This is a genomic window from Marinobacter sp. B-21 (assembly GCF_056857895.1).
Genome location: NZ_JBSXNZ010000088.1, coordinates 95620 through 115182 on the forward strand (window position 1 = coordinate 95620; position 19563 = coordinate 115182).

The following is a 19563-nucleotide window of genomic DNA, read 5'->3' on the forward strand; positions in this document are numbered from 1 at the left end:
GGGCTCATCATGGCGGATCTTCACGTCGAGGAATTCTACAAGGATGCTGCAATTGCTCTTGTTCAACTTTATGGCGCCTTCCCGAGGCGAATAAACCTGTTTGTTGAAGATATTGCCGGGCCCGATGAACCCGACGAGTTCGGCCTGCACAGCAAGCGACATATGGCCTGCTTTGGCGCGCTGCTCTGGCTCGCCGAGGAAGGCCTGCTTCGGTATGTTGATACCATTCGTCAGGAAGCGCTGGACCAGGCGGTCCTGACACGGGGTGCGTTTATCCGCCTGAGCGCTCCGGCACCGGCGTCTCTGACCCGGGAACTGGGAATTGCGGATGGGGGATCCGTCAGCACCCTGCCCCCCTCGGTTCAGGACGATCTTTCCACCCATATCCACCTGGTGCGCACCGTACTCAGAAGCGGCAACTCCGGCCGCATCAGTCAGGCAATGCAGGCGGTCTTCTTTGCTGACAGTGGCAATTATTAAATCGACGTAAGAGCGTTGATTGATTGAACCCGAGCCATATATATCGGTCTGAACACCGGTTTTTTTTCGTGACGGACAGAACAGGGACCTAACATGCGTATTCTGCTGTTTCTGGCAACTAACCTTGCCGTGATCCTTGTCGCCAGCTTCACGCTGCGACTGCTGGGGGTGGACAGCTACCTGGCCCAGAACGGCATTCAGTATGGCTCGCTACTGGCTTTCGCCACTATCTTCGGGTTTGCCGGCGCCATCGTCTCCTTGCTCCTATCGAAGCCCATGGCCAAGTGGAGCACCAAGGCGAAGGTCATTGAATCTCCGAGAACACCCGCCGAGCGTTGGCTGGTCGGGACGGTCGCTGAAATGGCCAAAAACGCCGGTATTGGCATGCCTGAAGTGGCCATCTTTCCGGCGTCACAGTCGAATGCTTTTGCCACGGGATGGAACAGGAATGACGCGTTAGTGGCAGTGAGCGAAGGCCTGCTGCAACGCTTCAACAAAGATGAGATCCGGGCAGTGCTTGGCCACGAAATCGGCCATGTAGCCAACGGTGATATGGTGACCCTGGCGCTGATTCAGGGGGTGGTGAACACCTTCGTAATATTCGCGGCACGAGTGATAGGTTCTTTCGTTGACCGTGTGGTGTTCAAGAATGAGAGCGGCTATGGTCTCGGTTTTTTTGCAGTCAGTATCGTGGCCGAAATCGTACTGGGGATCCTCGCCAGCACCATTGTGTTCTGGTTCTCGCGCCGCCGGGAGTTCCGGGCCGACATCGCTGGAGCACAACTGGCCGGGCGCTCGGCGATGATCAGCGCACTGGCGCGGCTCAGGCAGGAGAGTGAGGTCCCGGACCAGATGCCCGACACCCTGCAGGCGTTCGGCATCAACCGCGGCGCCCGGGGCGGATTGAGCGCACTCTTTATGACGCACCCTCCGCTGGAAGACCGCATCCAGGCCTTGCAGAGCGCAAAGCTGTAAACAGAAAACCGGGGCACTGCCCCGGTTTTTTCTTTCCTGCCAACACTACTGATCAGATCTTCAGCTTGAACCCTATGGCCCGGAAACTGTCCTGCAGGGATTTACTCGTTCCCTTCAGCTGGATCTTGAGGCTGGAGCACTCCCGACGCACCGGGTAGTCACGACGAAGTCGGTCAAATGCCGCCCCTCGCTCCTCAACCGAACCGCTCATGGCGTTCCGAAGCCGGATATCGTCCCGGCGGGGATCATAGCATGCCCTCAATGCAATGCGGATTGCATCTTCCTCCTCCGCGGAGCTGGTAAAAGAAATTTTGCTAAGTGCCGGCTCCGGCAGAAACTGGCCCGCCTTTTTGCGAACCGGCAACCCAAGGAACTGGCTCAGCGCCTGATAAATCATTTCCGTGCCCTGAACCTTCCCCTCCAGGCTGTGCCCGGCGATATGCGGTGTTGCCAGCCATACCTGATCAACGAGTTCAGGGTGGATTCTTGGCTCCTGCTCCCAGACATCCAGTACCACGGTGGGCACATTGCTCTTACCGAGACGCGCCAGCAGGGCTGATGAGTCGATAACCCCGCCTCTGCCGGCGTTGATAAGCAACTGACCTGCACCCAGACTATCCAGCTCCTGTTCGCCAACCATGTGGAACGTCGGATGGTTACTCTCACGGGTTAACGGTGTGTGCAAGGTAACTACATCGCACTTCATGGCCTCTTCGAGGGACACAAACTCCTGGCCTTCTTCGCCCAGGTCTGCTCTTGGCGGATCGCAAAGCCGCACGTCAAAGCCAAGGCGTTCCAGTTTACGCGCCAACTCGCCACCAACGTTACCCACACCGACAATACCGACACTGAGCCGCGACCAGTCGATCAGCCCCCGCTTCTCGGCATAAAGAGACAGAACAGACAGCACGTACTCGGCAACACTGTTGGCATTGCAGCCGGGCGCTGCGGAAAACCGGATACCTTGCTGTTCGAGCCAGTCCCGATCCACGTGGTCGGTGCCAATCGTGGTCGTACCCACGAAACGCACGCGGCTGCCTTCAAGCAGCTCACGGTTTACCCGGGTAACGGAACGGACCAGCAGGATATCGGCAGCGCGGACCTCGCCGGCAGTCATGGAGCGGCCGGAAACACGTCTGATCTCACCGATATCGCCAAAAAAGGAGTCCAGTAACGGAATGTTTTCGTCTGCTACGATCAACATAATGATGTCCGGCCTGTCAGTTCCTGCGCTGACGCTGATTGCGACCGCCCTGACCACCGCGGCCACCCTGCCCCTGAGGGCGGCGACCACGCTTGCGGGTAATCGGCGGATTGTCCATGGCCGCCATGAGCGCTTCATCAGGCACAGCGGTTTTCAGCTTCTGGCTGATGTAAGTCTCGATGGCCGGCAGTGAGAAAGAGTCATCCTCACCGGCAAAACTGATTGAAACCCCATGCTTGCCAGCCCTGCCGGTGCGGCCAATGCGATGGACATAGTCCTCGGCATTGTCCGGAAGATTGTAGTTGAAAACGTGGGTGACACCGTTCACATGAATACCACGGCCAGCAACGTCGGTGGCAACCAGCACCTGAATACTGCCCTTCTTGAACTGATCGAGGGTTTTGAGGCGCTTGTTCTGAGCAATTTCACCGGACATCAGGGCCACTTTCACGCCCTGATTCCTGAGATCTTCTTCCAGGTCGCGGCACTGATCACGCCGGTTGGCAAATACCAGGGCTTTTTCCACTTCCGGGCGTTTGAGGAAATTCACCAACACCGGCAGCTTTTCGTCATCGCCCACCAGGTAAACCGTCTGCTCTACCCGCTCGGCCGTTTTCTGTTCGGGCTCGATTTCCACGAACTCGGCATTGCTGGTCCACATTGATGCAAGGTTCAGCACATCCTGGTTAAAGGTGGCACTGAACAACAGTGTCTGGCGCTCGTCCTTGGGCGTGCACTTGCGGATAATCCGCTTCACATCCGGAATAAACCCCATATCGAGCATACGGTCGGCTTCATCCAGGATCAGGATATCGATCTGATCGAGGAACACGTCCTGGGAGCCCAGGAAATCAATGAGGCGGCCGGGGGTGGCAACGAGAATATCGACAATCTCATTCTGCAACTGATCGCGCTGTTTGTCATAGTGCATGCCGCCCACCACCGTGACTACGTTGTGGCCGGTGTGCTGGCACAGCTGCTCAGCGTCCTTGGCAATCTGCATGGCCAGCTCGCGAGTTGGCGCCAGGGCAAGAACCCGGGGCTCTGAGGCGCACCGGTCCGTTTCCGGAATCGGCGTTTCCAGAAGACTCTGGATAGCCGTGATCAGGAAGGCTGCTGTCTTACCGGTACCCGTCTGAGCCTGGCCGATCAGATCTTCACAGGCTAGTGTCCAGGGCAGTGTTTCTGCCTGAATCGGGGTGCAAAATTCAAAACCAATGGCCGTAATCGCATCCAGCAAACGCTTGTCGAGGTTCAGATCACTGAATCTCAGATCGCCGGTGTGTTTTGGGTCAGATGTCATAGAGTCTCAGTTTTCCTGCAAATGTCCTGATTCAGAATATTATAGCGGAGCGATGCGCCGGGCATCTTCACGCCAGCGCTCCCCGAGGATTTCTCCGGTTCCATAAAATGTTGCCAGCGCACCCAAAAAAGCCTGTGCACGGGTCGGCAGCCCGCGTTCCAGGAACTCGCTCGCCTGCGCCCGCACATTCCGGCGGAAGCGCTCTTCATTTGAGGCGCCACCTCCGGAAAGGTTGTCCACACTGATGTGGAAGCGGGACCCCGAGGCCAGGGAAAACAACCATTCGATGGCCTGGGGTTTCACTTCCACCTGCTCGAATGCCTGTTGCTGTTGCGGTGTACGGCCATCCGGACAGTACCAGTAACCATAGTCATGAAGTGTGCGCCGGTACTCACCAGCAATACACCAGTGGCTTATTTCATGCAAAGCACTGGCATAATAGCCGTGAGCAAAAACGACCCGTGCCGGCCGGTTCGGCCCGCTCTCCGGTATGTATTCAGGTTCATCGCTGCCTTTAACCAACTCGGTCCGGTATGCTTCCCGGAACAGGTCATTAAACAGCATGATAAGATCATCTGGACTGTGGTTCATTGGCTGGCTATTGTGCGGCTTTACTGCCGCCAATACCAGAGGGAACTTTGACAGGTGCCCCGTGTCCACAGCAGGCGTGGCAAACCGGCCTGCCAGTGGCAATCGCACCGCGACAGTCCGGCCGAATCAGACACTAACCTGGAATTTCTACGATCAATGACGGCTTTCTCTGCAGTAACGAAGATGAAACGCCAATGGGCGAACCCACTAACTCTGATCCTGGCATTCGCCCTGTTCCTGTCAACAGCCAACCCGGCCTGGGCACTGGGCACCGGCGGGAGTTCCCTGTTCGGCGGTCAGGGCAACGATTTTCTCCCGGTAGACGAAGCTCTGCCATTCAGCTTCGCAACCGACAATGGCAGCGTGGTGCTGACCTGGGAAATCACCCCTGGCCACTACCTATACCGTGACAGGATCAGCGTTGAGGCCACGGACCCGGGCGTCCGCATTGGCGACCCGGTATACTCAAGGCCCGGCACGGACATTGAAGACGATTTTTTTGGAAAATCCACCGTATTCCTTGACCCGGTGGAAGCCCGGGTTCCGGTCACGCTGCCCGAAGGCGTTCGGGAAGCCCAACTGCAGGTGACTTATCAGGGTTGCGCAAAGGCCGGCTTGTGTTACCCGCCCCAGACCCGGGACGTCCTGTTCTACCGGGGTAGCCCCAGTGCCGGATCCCAGACTGTTTCCACCGGAGGTGTCGACGGCACCGCAAACCAGGGACCGGTGAACACCGAGACCGCGACGGGCCTTGCGGGCTTCCTCGCTGGGCAGTCCACCCTGGTGATTGCCGGCGTCTTTCTGCTCCTTGGCCTGGGGCTGACTTTTACGCCCTGTGTTCTGCCCATGGTGCCGATCATTTCAACGCTGGTTTCCGGCAGAAATACCTCTACCACCGGCCATGCCCTGCTCCTTTCATGCAGCTATGTTCTGGGTATGGCGTTGACCTATGCCGCAGCCGGGGTTCTGACCGGCTTGCTCGGTGCCAGCTTTAACCTGCAGTCGCAACTGCAATCGCCCTGGGTGCTGAGCATATTCGCCCTGATGTTCGTGATATTTGCGCTCTCCATGTTCGATCTGTTCGAGATTCAGCTGCCCCGGTTTATCCGCGAACCTCTCAACGATGCCAGCCATCGTCTCACGGGCAGCCGGGTTGTCAGCATATTCGGCATCGGCGCACTGTCGGCATTGGTCGTTTCTCCGTGCGTGTCGGCCCCGCTGGCCGGCAGCCTCCTTTATATCTCTACAACCCAGGATGCCGTCATCGGAGGTATCGCGCTCTTCGCGCTTGGCCTCGGGATGGGGATTCCACTGATCCTGGTTGCTGTTGGCGGCCGAAAAGTGCTGCCAACCACCGGGCACTGGATGACGGCGGTAAAACACTTCTATGGCGTTATGTTGCTGGCGGTGGCGATCTGGCTGGTTGAACGCCTGGTGCCGGGCTGGCTGGCGCTGACGCTGTGGGGGCTGCTGATTGCCATCACCGGTGTTCAGATCGGGGCGTTTGATGCGGCAAAGGCAGGCTGGGAACGCACGCGCAAAGGCCTTGGCCTGGTTCTGTTTGCCTACGGCCTGGCCCTGCTTGCCGGTGCGGTCAGCGGCGCCAACGACCCGTTCAAACCACTGGCACCCTTTACCACGGCAAGCGCATCCGCCGGATACGGTGGCACGGCCAGTGCGCAGCACGCGGATTTTCAGCGGGTGGAACAGCCTGCTGAAATAAGGGCCATGCTCAGACAAGCCCGGGAGCAGGAACGTCCGGTGGTACTGGACTTCTACGCCGACTGGTGCATTTCCTGCAAGGTCATGGAGCGCAACGTCTTCAGCCAGCCGGATGTCATTCAGGCTCTCGCCCCCTTCACGCTGCTGCAGATCGACATAACGGACAACACGCCCGAGCAGCAGGCCATGCTTGATGAACTGGGCCTGTTCGGGCCGCCGGCTATTCTGTTCTACCGCAGCGACGGCGAGGAGTTGCCCCAACGGAGGGTGCTGGGTGAGATGAACCGCGACGAGTTCCTGAGCCACCTCCGGAAGCTGCGCCCGGAAGTCTAAAGGCGCGCTTTATTGGCCTCTCTATGTGCCTCTGCGTATCAGGTAGATGAACAGATCGCCGGACTCCGCCCGACCGACCAATTCATGCCCCAGGAACTGGCAGAATCTTGGAATATCCCGTGTGGTGGAGGGATCCGTGGCAACGACCCGCAAGACGCCACCAGGCTCCACATCGTTTATGCGATTGTGTAACATCATCACCGGTTCCGGGCAGAAAAGACCACGGGCGTCCAGTTCAGCGTCGTACTCAGATGCTCTCAAGCCCTATCTCCTGTCGTTTGAGCTGATTTTTTGGAAATACCTGCTAAATTATTGTTTATAACAGTTAAAGTACGTGGAGGTTTGCCATGATCCGGGTTCTGATTGAACGTCACATTGCTGAATCACTGGAATCAGCCTACGAAGAGCGCTCTCGCATGGTTTTGCAGCAGGCGGTCAGCGCCCCCGGCTTCATTTCGGGAGAAACACTGATCGACAGTCACGACCCCAATCACCGCATTACCCTGGCAAACTGGCGGTCCGAGGCAGACTGGGACCGCTGGTTTCACTCCGAGGAACGCCGTGACCTCATGCTTGAATTAGTTCCCATGATGGACCACGAGGAGCACATTACTGTTCTGGAGCAGAGCGTCTTTTAACCTGTCCGCTCAATGAAACAGGTGGTTTCCTCACGATCATGGTAGGGATGGCGGGCCTTCAAACGAAAACCGATGCCCGCCTCCCTGAGCCCGTTTACCAGAATATCACGGCAGATCACCCACTCGTCATAGCGCTTCTTCATCGGCAGCTGAGTCTGCCATTTCACGGCCGGCTTCGATTTCGAACCCGGGCTGGCAAAAAACTGGAGAATCTGTTCCATGCAATACCTGAAAGATACGAACTGAAAGCCAACCCGCAAAAGTTGAATCTGTTTAACAGCGCTGATTGTCTTCTCAGGCTACACTTCCTGCTCTGATATCCGCAGGAAGTACCAAATGTCGCTGATTATGCGCCTGTTTGCCATCCTGAGTCTTTCGCTGTTCCCTGCCCTGGCAACGGCAAATTCCGGCTCACTCAGGACCGGGTGTCCGACGCTTGAGGCAACGGACAGCGGAGCGCGCAATTCGCTGATGCAGTACATCTGCTTCTACAGTGCGCCGCCCGGCGAACCTGCCCACAATGCATCCAGGCCCGAGCAACTTCCGGAGAATCTTGCATGGACACCGGCACATGGCCGGGACCTGGTCTTCAGCGCCACGAAATCGGTGTACTGGATTCATCTGGATATCCGGAACTCCGGGGCGGAGCGTAGCCTGTGGTACCTGAAGCTCAACTACCCCCTGCTCGATGAAATCACCTTCTGGCAAACGGGGGATGATACTACAGAGTCCATCGTAACCGGGGATGAGCACCCGTTTTCTTCTCGTGGGATAGACTACCGGTATTTTCTGCTGCCCGTCACACTGGATGCCGGCGAAACCCGCTCGATTACCCTCAGGGTTCACAGCAGCGGAGCACTGAATGTTCCGCTGAGCCTGGAAACCCCGGCGGAAGTGATTGCCGGCAGCAATCACCTGACCCTGACCCACGGACTGTTCTACGGGGCGTTACTGGTGTTTGCCGTGTTCAATCTGCTGCTTTTCTTCAGCTCCGGAACGGCTTACTACTTTTACAACGCCTTTTATATGGCCGCCCTCGGGCTGTTTCTGTTTGCCATGGGCGGGTTTGCCAATCAGTATTTCTGGCCCAATAGTACTGGCTTTGCCAACACGTCCATTCCCCTGTCCCTGACCCTTTCCGCGCTGGCCATGACACTTTTTGGCCGTTCATTCCTGGAAGTCTCCAGGGGAACCACCTCGGAAACCGCGCTGAAAACCCTGGCCTGGTCCTGCGTCGGATTTCTTACGCTGACGCTGGTTCTGCCGTATAGCAAAACCATTGTGCTGAACACCGTGCTGGCACTGACCGTCATTTCAAGCCTCTTTGTCATCGCTGCTGTTCGCTGGAAACAGGGCTATCAGCCGGCCCTGTGGTACCTGCTGGCCTGGCTGGTGATGCTGATTGGCGGGCTGATCTATGCACTGGCGGCGTTCGGCTATCTGACCGACTTCCTGGCCCGGGAAGCGCTGATGCAGTTTGCGGTCGGTGGACAGGTCATTCTTCTGAACTATGCCATGGTGCAACGGTGGCGGCTGCTCAATCAGAAGTTGCTGGAAGTGGAGCATAACGCACGCACCGAGCTTGAGTTCAAAGTGCATGAGCGTACCGCACAACTGAGGAGCATCATGCGGGAGCTTGAAAAGGCCAACCGCCAGCTGTCGGCGCTGAGCACGAACGATGCCCTGACCGGCCTGCACAACCGAAGGCACCTGGATAACATTTTCCCTGAATTATGTGCCGAGGCGCGCCGCACGGGCCATACACTGACCCTGGCATTGGTAGATGCCGATCATTTCAAAACAATCAACGACACCTGGGGCCACAGCTTTGGAGACACCTGCCTTCAGTTTATTGCCGAAATGCTGACCCGGCATGTGAAACGCCCGCGGGATATTGCTATCCGGTTTGGCGGCGAGGAGTTCGCGCTCCTGCTGCCGGAAACAGACGCGGCCGGAGCACGAAAAGTCTGCGAGACATTGCTCGCAGACATCGCCAATACACCACTGACATCACCCGATGGAACCGAGATCAGGATCACCCTAAGTGCGGGCATTGCCTCCCTGAGTGCCGGCGAAAGCCAGAATCAGCTTTTCGAGCGGGCAGATGAAGCCCTCTATGCCGCGAAAAGTGAGGGCCGCAACCGCGCGCTGTTTTCTGAAGCAACCGAATTGGCGTAGCCCTCAGGCATTCAGACACTCATCAACAAATAGCCGCGTTTCCCGGGCCGGTGCACCGGCACGTGCGCCAAAACAAGCACGACTTCCGGACGATTTCCACAACCTTTGATCTTAATCAATCTCACAGAATTCACCTCTGCTGTTTGAGGGTCTATCATTGCAAACCAGGCAACACACATTCCGAGCGCTGAACAACTCCAATAACGGCATAAAAAAAGGAAGCCATGTTGCTGATTCCGGCGCATTTGACGGATGTCAGGAGTTGACCTGAGTCATTGCAAACAGGTAATGGTTTCTCCATACTTGCGCCCGCATATTTCCCCACTTTAAACCCATTGGTAAGGCTATGAGCACAGTAAATGCAAACCTGACATACAACTACAAGGTGGTGAGACAATTCGCCATCATGACAGTGGTATGGGGTATTGTAGGTATGGCGCTGGGTGTGCTGATTGCAGCACAGCTGGTCTGGCCGTCCCTCAACCTCGACCTGCCCTTTACCCACTTCGGCCGTCTCCGGCCGCTGCATACCAACGCCGTCATCTTCGGCTTTGGTGGAAGTGCCTTGTTCGCCACCGCCTATTATGTGGTGCAGCGTACGTGTCAGGCCCGCCTGATTTCAGATGGACTGGCAGCGTTCACCTTCTGGGGCTGGCAGGCGATCATCGTTTCGGCAGCCATCACTCTGCCGCTTGGCCTTACCTCTTCCAAGGAATACGCTGAACTGGAATGGCCGATCGATATTGCCATCGCAGTTGTCTGGGTCAGTTACGCTCTGGTGTTCTTCGGAACCATCATCAAGCGCAGCACCCCGCACATCTATGTGGCCAACTGGTTCTACGGTGCGTTTATCATCACGGTTGCTGCCTTGCATATTGGCAACAACATGGCGCTGCCCGCCAGTGCTTTCAAGTCCTACTCTGCCTATGCCGGTGTCACCGACGCCATGATGCAGTGGTGGTATGGTCACAACGCCGTGGGCTTCTTCCTGACCGCCGGCTTCCTGGGCATGATGTACTACTTCGTCCCCAAGCAGGCCAACCGTCCGGTTTACTCCTACCGTCTGTCCATCGTTCATTTCTGGGCACTGATCGCGACCTATGTCTGGGCCGGTGGTCACCACCTGCACTACTCTGCCCTGCCGGATTGGGCCCAAACCGCGGGCATGGTGATGTCCCTGATCCTGCTTGCGCCTTCGTGGGGCGGCATGATCAACGGCATGATGACCCTGTCAGGTGCCTGGCATAAACTGCGCACCGACCCGATCCTGCGTTTCCTGGTGGTTTCCCTGTCCTTCTACGGTATGTCTACGTTTGAAGGCCCGATGATGTCCATCAAGACGGTGAACGCGCTTTCTCACAACACTGACTGGACCATCGGCCATGTTCACTCCGGTGCCCTGGGCTGGGTTGCCATGATCAGTATCGGTGCGGTTTACCACCTGATTCCCAAGCTCTGGGGAGTCCGGGCCATGTACAGCACCAGCCTGATCAACGCTCATTTCTGGCTTGCGACAGTAGGCACCGTGCTTTACATCGTCGCCATGTGGGTTAACGGCATCATGCAGGGCCTGATGTGGCGTGCAGTTAACCAGGACGGCACGCTGACCTACAGTTTCGTTGAAGCCCTGGAAGCCTCGTACCCGGGCTACTTCGTCCGCTTCCTCGGTGGCGTTATTTTCCTGAGCGGTATGCTTGTTATGGCCTATAACGTCTACATGACCGTGCGCCAGAAAGACGCGGTTGCGCAGGACAATGCGGCAACACAGCCTGCGTAACGGGAGAGAGATCAGATGAAACACGAAATTGTTGAAAAAAATATTGGTCTGATGATCGTACTGATCGTCCTGACCATCAGCGGTGGCTTTCTTGCCGAAGTAGTCCCCCTGTTCTTCCTGAAGAGCGTAAATGAGCCAGTGGAGGGCCTTGAGCCCCTGTCCGCGCTTGAGCTGGAAGGCCGGGATATCTATATCCGTGAAGGCTGCCACGTGTGCCATACCCAGCAGATCCGCCCGTTCCGTGCGGAAACCGAGCGGTATGGCCATTACTCTGTCGCGGGCGAGTTCGTTTACGACCGCCCGTTCCTGTGGGGTTCCAAACGTACCGGCCCGGATCTCGCCCGCGTAGGTGGTCGTTATTCCGACGCCTGGCAACGCCAGCACCTTTACAATCCGCGCAGTGTGGTGCCCGAATCGAATATGCCAGCGTTCCCGTGGCTGTTTGAGGACCAGGTAGACCATACCAAGACCGCCGCGAAGCTGGAGACTCTCCAGACTCTGGGCGTGCCCTACACCGACGAGCAGATTACCAACGCATCCGCTCAGGTTGAAGGCAAATTTGAAATTGAGGCTCTGGTCGCATACCTGCAACAGCTGGGTACAGTGATTTCAGAAAAACGGTGAACCCATGGATATTAATGAGTTACGCGGCATTCACACTCTTCTGGTAATGGCGGTTTTTTTTGGAATCGTCTGGTGGGCCTACAGCGCCCACCGCAAGAAGGCCAACGAGGAGGCAGCCCATCTGCCCTTCGACGATGACGACGTGGAAAAGCGTACGCTCGAACAGGAAAAAACGGAGAAGAAACAATGAGTACCTTCTGGAGCATCTGGATCAGTGTGATCGTGCTCGGTACCGTTTTTGGCTGCTGGTGGCTGCTTTGGGCAACCCGTAAAAGCCAGACGACCGATAGCGAAACCGACCGTACTATGGGCCATTCCTTTGATGGCATTGAGGAATACGATAATCCCCTGCCCAAGTGGTGGTTCTATCTGTTCCTCGCTACCTGTATTTTCGCGCTCGGCTACCTTGCCCTGTACCCTGGTCTTGGCAACTGGAAAGGCCTTCTGGGCTGGACTTCCACGAATCAGTGGGAAGCCGAAGTTGCCGCCGCTGAAGACAAGTACGGCGAGATTTATGCCCAGTTCGGCCAGACGCCGGTTCCGCAGCTGGCGGAAAACAGCGATGCCATGAAAATCGGCCAGCGCCTGTTTGCCAACAACTGTTCGGTCTGCCACGGCTCTGCAGCCCGCGGTCAGGTTGGCTTTCCCAACCTGACCGACAATGACTGGCTGTACGGCGGAACTCCCGAAAAGATTCTGGAGACCCTCCACAATGGGCGGATGGGTAACATGCCAGCGAAAGGCGTTATGCCCAGCATGACCAATGAGCAGGTCGACCAGGTGGTCAATTATGTCCTCAGCTTCAGCGGTCGTGAACAAGACGCCGAGGCTGCCGAGGCAGGAAAGGCCGTGTTCGCTCAGGCATGTGTTGCCTGTCATGGAGCTGACGGCAAGGGTAATCAGGCGGTTGGCGCTCCCAATCTGACCGACAACACCTGGCTGTACGGATCCAACTACGAGTGGATCAAGGAAACCGTGATGAATGGCCGTCAGAATCAGATGCCCGCTCAGCAGGGTCGCCTCTCAGACGATCAGATTCAGATTCTGGCAGCTTACGTATACAGCCTGTCTAACTGAGTCACCCGGCCGGGGGTTGCCCCGGTCCGGTCTTTTCAACCCTGTGTCTGCCCTGCGGGCACAGGCTTGAAAAGATCAGCAGTCCCAGGGCCTGTTGTCCCGCATTACCGTTTTTCTGGAGGTAACGATGAGCAGTGAGATCCCGGTCAAACAGGTTGACCCATCCTCTGATCCCTCCGGCGACAACAATAAATCCGGAACCGTCGAACTCTACGCCAGCCGCAAGAAAATTTACGTAAAGGAAGTTAAAGGCTCCTTTCAGCGAATCCGGAATGTCAGCCTGACCATGCTGATGGGCATGTATTTCCTGTTTGTCTGGATTACGCTTGACGGGCAACCACTGATTTATTTCGATCTGCCAGCCCGCGAATTCCACCTCTTCGGCGTTACCTTCTTTCCCAAGGACTTTATTCTGCTTTCGGGCACGCTGATTATCGCCGCCTTCGGTCTGTTCTTCGTCACAACTCTGTTCGGCCGGGTCTGGTGCGGCTATACCTGCCCGCAAACCGTCTGGACCTTTATCTTCATGTGGGTCGAGGAACGGATCGAGGGCAGCCGTAACAAGCGCATGAAGCTGGACAAATCTCCCCGATCAGCCGGGAAACTGGTCAAAAAATCTGCCAAACACGCCGTCTGGCTGTTGATCGCCCTTGCCACTGGACTGACCTTTGTTGGCTACTTCTACCCTATTCGCGAGCTGCTGGGCGACCTTTTCACATTGCAGGCAAATGGCTGGGCCTACTTCTGGATTGGTTTTTTCACCGTTGCCACTTACCTGAATGCGGGCTGGATGCGGGAGCAGGTTTGCCTCTACATGTGCCCATATGCCCGCTTCCAGTCGGTGATGTTTGACCCCGACACCCGTGTCGTTTCATACGACCCGAACCGGGGCGAGCCAAGGGGTGGCCGCAAGAAGGGCGTTGATCCTGCAGAAGCCGGCCTGGGTGATTGCATTGACTGCGGTCAGTGCGTGCAGGTCTGCCCCACAGGCATTGATATCAGGGACGGGCTGCAATACGAATGCATCGGCTGCGCATTGTGTATTGATGCCTGCGACGAAATCATGGACAAGATGAATTACCCGCGGGGACTGATTCGCTATACCACAGAGAACCAACTGGAAGGCAAGGCGTCAAAGCTCATGAGGCCTCGCACCTTTGGTTATGGCGCAGTGCTGTCATTGATGATCGCGGCGATTATCTTTACCATTGCAACCCGGGTTCCGGCCCAGTTGGATGTACTGCGTGACCGCGGCGCCCTCTATAGCTTTAACGGCGAAGGCCGGATTGAAAACTCCTACACGCTGAAACTTTCGAACATGTCCGAGGTGCCCCAGACCTTCTCCCTGTCCGTGACCGGCATGGAAGGTATCCGGATTCTTACCGAAACCAAAGTCACGGTGGAAAACGGGGAAAACCGGTCAGTGCCTACGGTTGTTGACGTGCCGCCGGAATCCATCATGGAATCGAATAGCGAAATCCTGTTCAGGGCCCAATCGGAAACAGATACTTCTCTGAACCTTGAAACTGAAAGCCGGTTTGTTGGTCCAACGCGCTGACCCTTCATTTCGCGGCGATTCCAATTTTTAAAACGGGACATTGATATATGACTGCTGAAACACAAACAGGCCCCTGGTATCGTCAACCCTGGCTCTGGTTCCTGCTTATGTTCCCCGCTGCGTCAATCGTTTATTGCGCCATCGCGATTACGGTTTCCCTGAATATGGATAATTCGTTAGTGACGGACGACTGGTCCAAGCAAGGTCGTGGTATCAATATGTCCATCGCACGGGACGAGAAAGCTGCCAATCTGGGTATGGAAGCCCAGATTGATTTCAACAAACGGAACGTCACCATCAATCTGAATACCGCTGATGGCCCTGCGGATTTTCCGTATCTCGTCCTTAACCTGTTTCATCCCACTCTGTCGGGCCAGGACCGTATCGTCCAGTTCAAACAGATTGCCCCGGGCAAGTTCGTCGGCCAGCTTCATGAAGACATTAAAGGCCGCTGGTACTACGACCTTCGGGGGCCAGCCAATGAATGGCGCCTGAAGGGCGAAACCCAGCTACCCTCGAAAAGCGGAATCACGGTCAAAGCTGCGGAGTATGCCCAAGGTTGACCACCCTGGATTGCTTTCATTGCGGCGAGCCAGCCGACGGTGAGCCGCCCATCACCCTTGAACTCGATGGTACCACCCGCCATTTTTGCTGCCAGGGCTGCAAGGCGGTTTGCCAGACCATCCACAATGAGGGTCTGACCGGGTTCTACGAATTCCGGACAGAGGCTGCGGTTACCCCAAAGCAGCTGACTCCTGCAGAGGTGAGCCGCCTGAGAGAAATGGACCATCCACTGGTTCAGGCATCGTTTGTTGCTCCCGTCAAAGGCGCCCAGGAAGCCCAGTTACTGATCGGTGGTATTACCTGCGCTGCCTGCATCTGGCTACTGGAAAACCACCTGAAAAAGCAGCCGGGCGTAGTGTCCTTCTCGGTCAATCACACCACTCAGCGGGCAAGGCTGGTTTGGTCCCAGAATCAGGCGCCGCTGAGCGACCTGCTGATTGCCATCCACGAACTGGGATATACCGCCCGCCCCTACCAGGCAGACGAAGCTGAACAGGCCCTCAAGGCCGAACACCGTTCCATGCTGATCCGGCTCGCGATTGCCGGCATTGGCTCCTTCCAGAGCATGATGCTGGCGTTTCCTCTGTATTTTGAGCTGGTTAACGACCTGTCCCCGCAGTTTGTCAGCTTCTTCCGCTGGTTCAGTCTGCTGGTCGCCACACCGGTGGTTTTCTACAGTGCCGCGCCTTTTTTCAGGAACGCCCGGCGCGATATCCTGAGCCGGCAACTGACCATGGATGTACCCGTTGCTCTCGCCATCGGTCTTGCCTATCTCGCCAGCGCCTGGGTAACCGTGTTTGGTGGCGAGGAGGTGTACTTCGAGTCTGTGGTCATGTTCACCTTTTTCCTGCTCCTGGGACGCTACGTTGAGGTTCAGGCCCGCTATCGCGCCGGGCTGACAGGCAATGCTCTTGCCGGCTTCCAGCCAACCGTGGCGACGCTGGTGACGGGTGATGATTCGGAGATTGTGCCCGCCCACCAGGTAAAACCAGGCGATACGATCCGCGTGCGGCCGGGAGAAACCCTGCCTATTGATGGCGAGATTGTCCGGGGCCAGTCAACCCTCAACGAGGCAGCCCTGACCGGCGAGTATCTGCCGGAGACCCGGTTCCCCGGGGACCCGGTCCATGCCGGCAGCGTCAACGGTGAAAACCCCCTGGACATCCGGGTGGTGAAAGCCGGCTCCCAGACCCGCCTCTCCGGCATTCTGAGGATTCTGGACCGGGTACAGTCAGAGAAACCCCAGGTAGCGAGGATGGCCGACAGAATGGCGAGCAAGTTCGTTGGCCGGGTGTTGATCCTCGCGCCCATTGTTTGGGTGGGTTGGTGGCTGGCCGGTGCCGATAATGCTTTCGACATTACCCTCTCAGTCCTGGTCGTTACCTGTCCCTGCGCATTGTCGCTCGCAACACCCACCGCCATCACCTCGGCAACAGTCAAGCTTCGCCGCCTTGGTTTCCTGCCAACCCGGGGGCATACCCTGGAATCGATGAACACCGTTGATACCGTGGTATTTGATAAAACCGGGACCCTGACCCGGGGTGAGCTGAGCCTCGTGGAAACCGACATTGTCGGCAGCATGGACGAACAAACCTGCCTCAGGCTCGCTGCCGGGCTGGAAAAATACTCCGAACACCCGATTGCCAGGGTTTTCCATAAACGAACCGCCGCCGCGGTCGGACACGTGGAGAACCACCTTGGCGGAGGACTTTCCGGAAAGCTGGAAGATCTCGCACTTTTTATTGGCCACCGGGGATTTGTAGAACAACATACTGGGGCGCCTTTCCCGGATACCGGGCAGCACAGGGGTATGGAAGTCTGGCTGGCGTCTGACAAGGAATGGCTGGCCTGTTTCAGGCTGGACGATCAACCCCGTGACGATGCCCGCTCAGCCATCAGGGCTTTGCAGAAGGAAGGCATTCACACACTGCTCCTGAGCGGCGACCGCTCGGGCCATGTCGATCGGATTGCCGCCCTTCTGGGGATTGATGAAGCCGTCGGCCAGGCCTCCCCGGAAGATAAGCTCGCAGTGCTTGAAAAGCTGAGGGCCGAGGGGCGACAGATCATGATGGTGGGGGACGGGTTGAACGACCTGCCCTCCATGGCCGGAGCCGGCATTTCGGTTGCGATGGGCACCGCCGCAGACCTGACCCAGCTGAAAGCCGATGCAGTACTGCTCAACGGCCAACTATTACAGCTGGTTGAAGCCCTGAAAACCAGCCGCCAGACCCGCAAGGTTATCCGCCAGAATCTGTGGTGGGCCCTTGGCTACAATGTATTCGCACTGCCACTCGCTGCGGCTGGCATGGTGCCGCCCTGGCTGGCCGCGATCGGCATGTCGCTCAGTTCACTGGTCGTTGTCCTTAACGCCCTGAGACTCGGCAAAGCCCCTGGCGAGGGACATCCGGACAATCGCCCGGTTGGCGCCCGGACGCTGGCCTGATAACGTGCCCCTATACTCTTTTCCGCGAGGTTTAACCCGTGCAAATCGTAATGTTCCTGGTTCCGGTAATGCTCATACTGGTGACGCTGGGGATCGCACTGTTCTCATGGGCCGTCAAAAACGGCCAGTATGACGACCTTGAAGGTCCCGCCCACCGGATACTCTACGATGATGACAAGGACATGATTCCGGACGAAGCCCGGACCGATAAGCCGGCGGACAAAAAAACCACCGGGCAGACAACCGAGGCCGGCGCAAAGACCAAATCAGGAGAGGATGAGCCGAAACAAGGATGAGCCCGGAACTCTACCTCAGCTATCCAAGCGCTTTCCTGATCGGCCTGCTCGGCAGCACTCACTGCCTGGGAATGTGCGGAGGCATCAGTGCCTCACTTTCCATGGCCCTGCCGGTTGGCAGGGGCTTCCGGCTTCGGCAGTCGGTCATGCTGCTTGCCTTCAATTTTGGTCGCATCGGCAGTTACGTCCTGATCGCAACCCTGGTTGCACTGGCCAGTACCTTCGCCGCCAGTCAGTGGGAGCTGGCTGGCCTGGTCCTGCGGACCCTGGCGGGCGTATTGCTGATTTTCATGGGTCTGTCCATGGGCCAGTGGTGGCAGGGAATCCGGCATATCGAGCGCGTCGGAGCACCGATCTGGAGCCGACTGTCTCCCCTGACCCGACGTTTCCTGCCGGTAAACCACGGCGGACAGGCACTGGCCCTGGGTGCGCTCTGGGGCTGGCTGCCCTGCGGCCTGGTGTACAGTACCCTGGGCTGGGCAGCATTGCAGCCGACGGTGGGTTCAGCTGCTTTGACCATGCTGTTTTTCGGGCTGGGAACCCTGCCGTCCATGCTGGCAACAGGGTACGCAGCAGGCTGGATCCGGGGCTTGCAGAAACACCGGTTATTCCGGAAAGTCACCGGCGCCCTACTGATTCTGTTCGGCGTCTGGACGCTGCCATTCCAGTATCTGGTCGGGCATTAACGCCTAGATATTCAGCACATCCAGGCGACCAAAGCTGCTTGCCTCTTCCGGTTCCGCCGTCTGCACCGCCTGGCGCTTGCCGCCCAGCCGTCTGCCCTCCCGGAAATCGTACAGGTTGGTATCCGCCAGGTGTGAAGGTTCAACGTTGCATATGGCGCGGAACATGGTTTCAAGGCGCCCGGGGTGCTGCTTGTCCCAGTTCTGGAACATATCCTTGATCACCTGGCGCTGGAGGTTTTCCTGGGAACCGCAGAGGTTACAGGGGATGATCGGAAACTCCCTGAGGGCGGCGTAGCGGGCAATGTCCTTCTCACGACTGAACGCCAGCGGCCGGATGACCGTATTGCGGCCATCGTCGCTGTGGAGCACTGGCGGCATCGACTTGAGTTTGCCGCCATAGAACATGTTCAGGAACAGGGTTTCCAGAAGATCGTCCCTGTGGTGGCCCAGGGCAATCTTGGTAACGCCGTGCTCCTCCGCGAAATTATAGAGAATTCCGCGACGTAGGCGGGAACACAGGCCACAGGTGGTCTTTCCTTCCGGCACTTTTTCCTTAACAATACTGTAGGTGTCCTTCTCGATGATGTGATACTCGATACCCATGGACTCAAGGTATTCGGGCAGTACCTCTTCCGGAAACCCGGGCTGCTTCTGGTCAAGATTGACGGCAATCAGCTCAAACGAAACCGGCGCGCTTTTCTGCAGGTTAAGCAGAATGTCGAGCATGGCGTAAGAGTCCTTACCGCCGCTGAGACAACACATGACTTTGTCACCGGCTTCAATCATCGAGAAATCGGCAATCGCCTGCCCGACTTCGCGGCGCAGACGTTTCTGCAGCTTGTTCAACTCCAGTTTCTGGCGGCGTTCGCGCTCTGGGTTGAGAGACTGTTCGGAACTGGCGATCATTGCTTCGGGCATACCAACTACGTTCATAAGGCCGTTCATAAGGCAAGTGGACGTGGGATTATACGCGTCACATGGATTCAGGGACAGGTTACCAACATGGATATGGTGCAACCGGGTAAAGAAGCCACCGGGAAACGGGAACACAATCGCATAGGGAACCGAAAGGCCATCCTGGCTGGAGACACTTCCCTGAGGGACCCGAGTCCCC

19 protein-coding genes and 1 pseudogene are annotated in these 19563 nt (G+C 57.2%); 14 read left to right on the forward strand and 6 right to left on the reverse strand.

What is annotated here, in order from left to right; genetic code table 11:
• Positions 1–9 precede the first annotated feature (9 nt).
• A complete protein-coding gene (locus tag AC13C0_RS18570) occupies positions 10–480 on the forward strand; it encodes a hypothetical protein (RefSeq protein ID WP_117617426.1) in 471 nt (156 codons plus the stop codon).
• Between the two features lie 93 nt (positions 481–573).
• Positions 574–1455 carry a protease HtpX gene (htpX, locus tag AC13C0_RS18575; protein WP_117617427.1) on the forward strand — a complete coding sequence of 294 codons (882 nt, stop codon included), beginning with the start codon at positions 574–576 and terminating at the stop codon, positions 1453–1455.
• Positions 1456–1507: 52 nt separating this feature from the next.
• Here the strand turns inward: htpX and pdxB are convergent, their stop codons facing one another.
• The 3 genes from pdxB to AC13C0_RS18590 are packed head-to-tail and all read right to left on the reverse strand — an operon-like array spanning position 1508 to position 4526.
• The gene (gene pdxB / locus AC13C0_RS18580; protein ID WP_117617428.1) at positions 1508–2659 is read right to left on the reverse strand and encodes a 4-phosphoerythronate dehydrogenase PdxB; all 1152 of its coding nucleotides are present in this window, start codon (positions 2657–2659) and stop codon (positions 1508–1510) included.
• A gap of 16 nt (positions 2660–2675) precedes the next feature.
• A complete protein-coding gene (locus tag AC13C0_RS18585; RefSeq protein WP_117617429.1) occupies positions 2676–3962 on the reverse strand; it encodes a DEAD/DEAH box helicase in 1287 nt (428 codons plus the stop codon).
• 39 nt (positions 3963–4001) lie between these two features.
• Positions 4002–4526 (reverse strand): elongation factor P hydroxylase, encoded by a 525-nt coding sequence (locus AC13C0_RS18590; RefSeq protein WP_482954873.1) that lies wholly within the window; start codon positions 4524–4526, stop codon positions 4002–4004.
• Positions 4527–4736: 210 nt separating this feature from the next.
• Between AC13C0_RS18590 and dsbD the strand changes: the two genes are divergently transcribed.
• Positions 4737–6608, forward strand: coding sequence for a protein-disulfide reductase DsbD (dsbD, locus tag AC13C0_RS18595; RefSeq protein WP_482954874.1), 1872 nt, complete (start codon positions 4737–4739; stop codon positions 6606–6608).
• Positions 6609–6629: 21 nt separating this feature from the next.
• Here the strand turns inward: dsbD and tusA are convergent, their stop codons facing one another.
• The gene (tusA, locus tag AC13C0_RS18600; protein ID WP_117617431.1) at positions 6630–6869 is read right to left on the reverse strand and encodes a sulfurtransferase TusA; all 240 of its coding nucleotides are present in this window, start codon (positions 6867–6869) and stop codon (positions 6630–6632) included.
• Between the two features lie 86 nt (positions 6870–6955).
• Here tusA and AC13C0_RS18605 point away from each other — a divergent pair, with 86 nt between their 5' ends.
• On the forward strand, positions 6956–7246 hold the full coding sequence (locus AC13C0_RS18605) for an antibiotic biosynthesis monooxygenase family protein (RefSeq protein WP_341582137.1): 291 nt from the start codon (positions 6956–6958) through the stop codon (positions 7244–7246).
• Here AC13C0_RS18605 and AC13C0_RS18610 read toward each other — a convergent pair.
• Positions 7243–7398 (reverse strand): annotated as a pseudogene (locus AC13C0_RS18610) (23S rRNA (cytidine(2498)-2'-O)-methyltransferase RlmM); the annotation flags it as partial. The gene AC13C0_RS18605 and the pseudogene AC13C0_RS18610 sit on opposite strands and share 4 nt — an antisense overlap.
• Before the next feature lie 184 nt (positions 7399–7582).
• On the opposite strand from AC13C0_RS18610, the gene AC13C0_RS18615 reads away from it, so the two are divergent.
• The 10 genes from AC13C0_RS18615 to AC13C0_RS18660 all read left to right on the forward strand — a co-directional run bounded on the left by AC13C0_RS18615 (position 7583) and on the right by AC13C0_RS18660 (position 18449).
• Positions 7583–9424, forward strand: coding sequence for a sensor domain-containing diguanylate cyclase (locus AC13C0_RS18615; RefSeq protein ID WP_482954875.1), 1842 nt, complete (start codon positions 7583–7585; stop codon positions 9422–9424).
• Positions 9425–9770: 346 nt separating this feature from the next.
• Positions 9771–11201, forward strand: a complete 1431-nt coding sequence (gene ccoN, locus AC13C0_RS18620) for a cytochrome-c oxidase, cbb3-type subunit I (protein WP_341582139.1) — start codon at positions 9771–9773, stop codon at positions 11199–11201.
• Between the two features lie 15 nt (positions 11202–11216).
• Positions 11217–11825 carry a cytochrome-c oxidase, cbb3-type subunit II gene (gene ccoO / locus AC13C0_RS18625; protein ID WP_341582140.1) on the forward strand — a complete coding sequence of 203 codons (609 nt, stop codon included), beginning with the start codon at positions 11217–11219 and terminating at the stop codon, positions 11823–11825.
• A 4-nt stretch (positions 11826–11829) separates the two neighbouring features.
• Positions 11830–12015 carry a cbb3-type cytochrome oxidase subunit 3 gene (locus AC13C0_RS18630; protein ID WP_117617436.1) on the forward strand — a complete coding sequence of 62 codons (186 nt, stop codon included), beginning with the start codon at positions 11830–11832 and terminating at the stop codon, positions 12013–12015.
• A complete protein-coding gene (gene ccoP / locus AC13C0_RS18635; protein ID WP_482954876.1) occupies positions 12012–12902 on the forward strand; it encodes a cytochrome-c oxidase, cbb3-type subunit III in 891 nt (296 codons plus the stop codon). Before AC13C0_RS18630 ends, ccoP begins: the two co-directional genes overlap by 4 nt.
• A gap of 127 nt (positions 12903–13029) precedes the next feature.
• On the forward strand, positions 13030–14460 hold the full coding sequence (gene ccoG / locus AC13C0_RS18640; protein WP_341582142.1) for a cytochrome c oxidase accessory protein CcoG: 1431 nt from the start codon (positions 13030–13032) through the stop codon (positions 14458–14460).
• 47 nt (positions 14461–14507) lie between these two features.
• Positions 14508–15023, forward strand: coding sequence for a FixH family protein (locus tag AC13C0_RS18645; RefSeq protein WP_341582143.1), 516 nt, complete (start codon positions 14508–14510; stop codon positions 15021–15023).
• Entirely contained in the window at positions 15020–17467 is a 2448-nt protein-coding gene (locus AC13C0_RS18650) for a heavy metal translocating P-type ATPase (RefSeq protein WP_341582144.1), read from the forward strand. Before AC13C0_RS18645 ends, AC13C0_RS18650 begins: the two co-directional genes overlap by 4 nt.
• Before the next feature lie 38 nt (positions 17468–17505).
• Positions 17506–17763 carry a cbb3-type cytochrome oxidase assembly protein CcoS gene (ccoS, locus tag AC13C0_RS18655; RefSeq protein ID WP_117617441.1) on the forward strand — a complete coding sequence of 86 codons (258 nt, stop codon included), beginning with the start codon at positions 17506–17508 and terminating at the stop codon, positions 17761–17763.
• Entirely contained in the window at positions 17760–18449 is a 690-nt protein-coding gene (locus AC13C0_RS18660) for a sulfite exporter TauE/SafE family protein (RefSeq protein WP_117617442.1), read from the forward strand. The genes ccoS and AC13C0_RS18660 overlap by 4 nt, the downstream gene beginning before the upstream one ends.
• A 3-nt stretch (positions 18450–18452) precedes the next feature.
• Here AC13C0_RS18660 and ttcA read toward each other — a convergent pair whose 3' ends face one another.
• Positions 18453–19367 (reverse strand): tRNA 2-thiocytidine(32) synthetase TtcA, encoded by a 915-nt coding sequence (gene ttcA, locus AC13C0_RS18665; protein WP_482954913.1) that lies wholly within the window; start codon positions 19365–19367, stop codon positions 18453–18455.
• Positions 19368–19563: the final 196 nt, after the last annotated feature.

Bases quoted from the DNA above. Each gene is read 5' to 3' on its own strand.
- AC13C0_RS18570 (WP_117617426.1), top strand. From the start codon at position 10: ATGGCGGATCTTCACGTCGAGGAATTCTACAAGGATGCTGCAATTGCT.
- htpX (WP_117617427.1), top strand. From the start codon at position 574: ATGCGTATTCTGCTGTTTCTGGCAACTAACCTTGCCGTGATCCTTGTC.
- pdxB (WP_117617428.1), bottom strand. From the start codon at position 2,659: ATGTTGATCGTAGCAGACGAAAACATTCCGTTACTGGACTCCTTTTTT.
- AC13C0_RS18585 (WP_117617429.1), bottom strand. From the start codon at position 3,962: ATGACATCTGACCCAAAACACACCGGCGATCTGAGATTCAGTGATCTG.
- AC13C0_RS18590 (WP_482954873.1), bottom strand. From the start codon at position 4,526: ATGCTGTTTAATGACCTGTTCCGGGAAGCATACCGGACCGAGTTGGTT.
- dsbD (WP_482954874.1), top strand. From the start codon at position 4,737: ATGAAACGCCAATGGGCGAACCCACTAACTCTGATCCTGGCATTCGCC.
- AC13C0_RS18605 (WP_341582137.1), top strand. From the start codon at position 6,956: ATGATCCGGGTTCTGATTGAACGTCACATTGCTGAATCACTGGAATCA.
- AC13C0_RS18615 (WP_482954875.1), top strand. From the start codon at position 7,583: ATGTCGCTGATTATGCGCCTGTTTGCCATCCTGAGTCTTTCGCTGTTC.
- ccoN (WP_341582139.1), top strand. From the start codon at position 9,771: ATGAGCACAGTAAATGCAAACCTGACATACAACTACAAGGTGGTGAGA.
- ccoO (WP_341582140.1), top strand. From the start codon at position 11,217: ATGAAACACGAAATTGTTGAAAAAAATATTGGTCTGATGATCGTACTG.
- AC13C0_RS18630 (WP_117617436.1), top strand. From the start codon at position 11,830: ATGGATATTAATGAGTTACGCGGCATTCACACTCTTCTGGTAATGGCG.
- ccoP (WP_482954876.1), top strand. From the start codon at position 12,012: ATGAGTACCTTCTGGAGCATCTGGATCAGTGTGATCGTGCTCGGTACC.
- ccoG (WP_341582142.1), top strand. From the start codon at position 13,030: ATGAGCAGTGAGATCCCGGTCAAACAGGTTGACCCATCCTCTGATCCC.
- AC13C0_RS18645 (WP_341582143.1), top strand. From the start codon at position 14,508: ATGACTGCTGAAACACAAACAGGCCCCTGGTATCGTCAACCCTGGCTC.
- AC13C0_RS18660 (WP_117617442.1), top strand. From the start codon at position 17,760: ATGAGCCCGGAACTCTACCTCAGCTATCCAAGCGCTTTCCTGATCGGC.
- ttcA (WP_482954913.1), bottom strand. From the start codon at position 19,367: ATGCCCGAAGCAATGATCGCCAGTTCCGAACAGTCTCTCAACCCAGAG.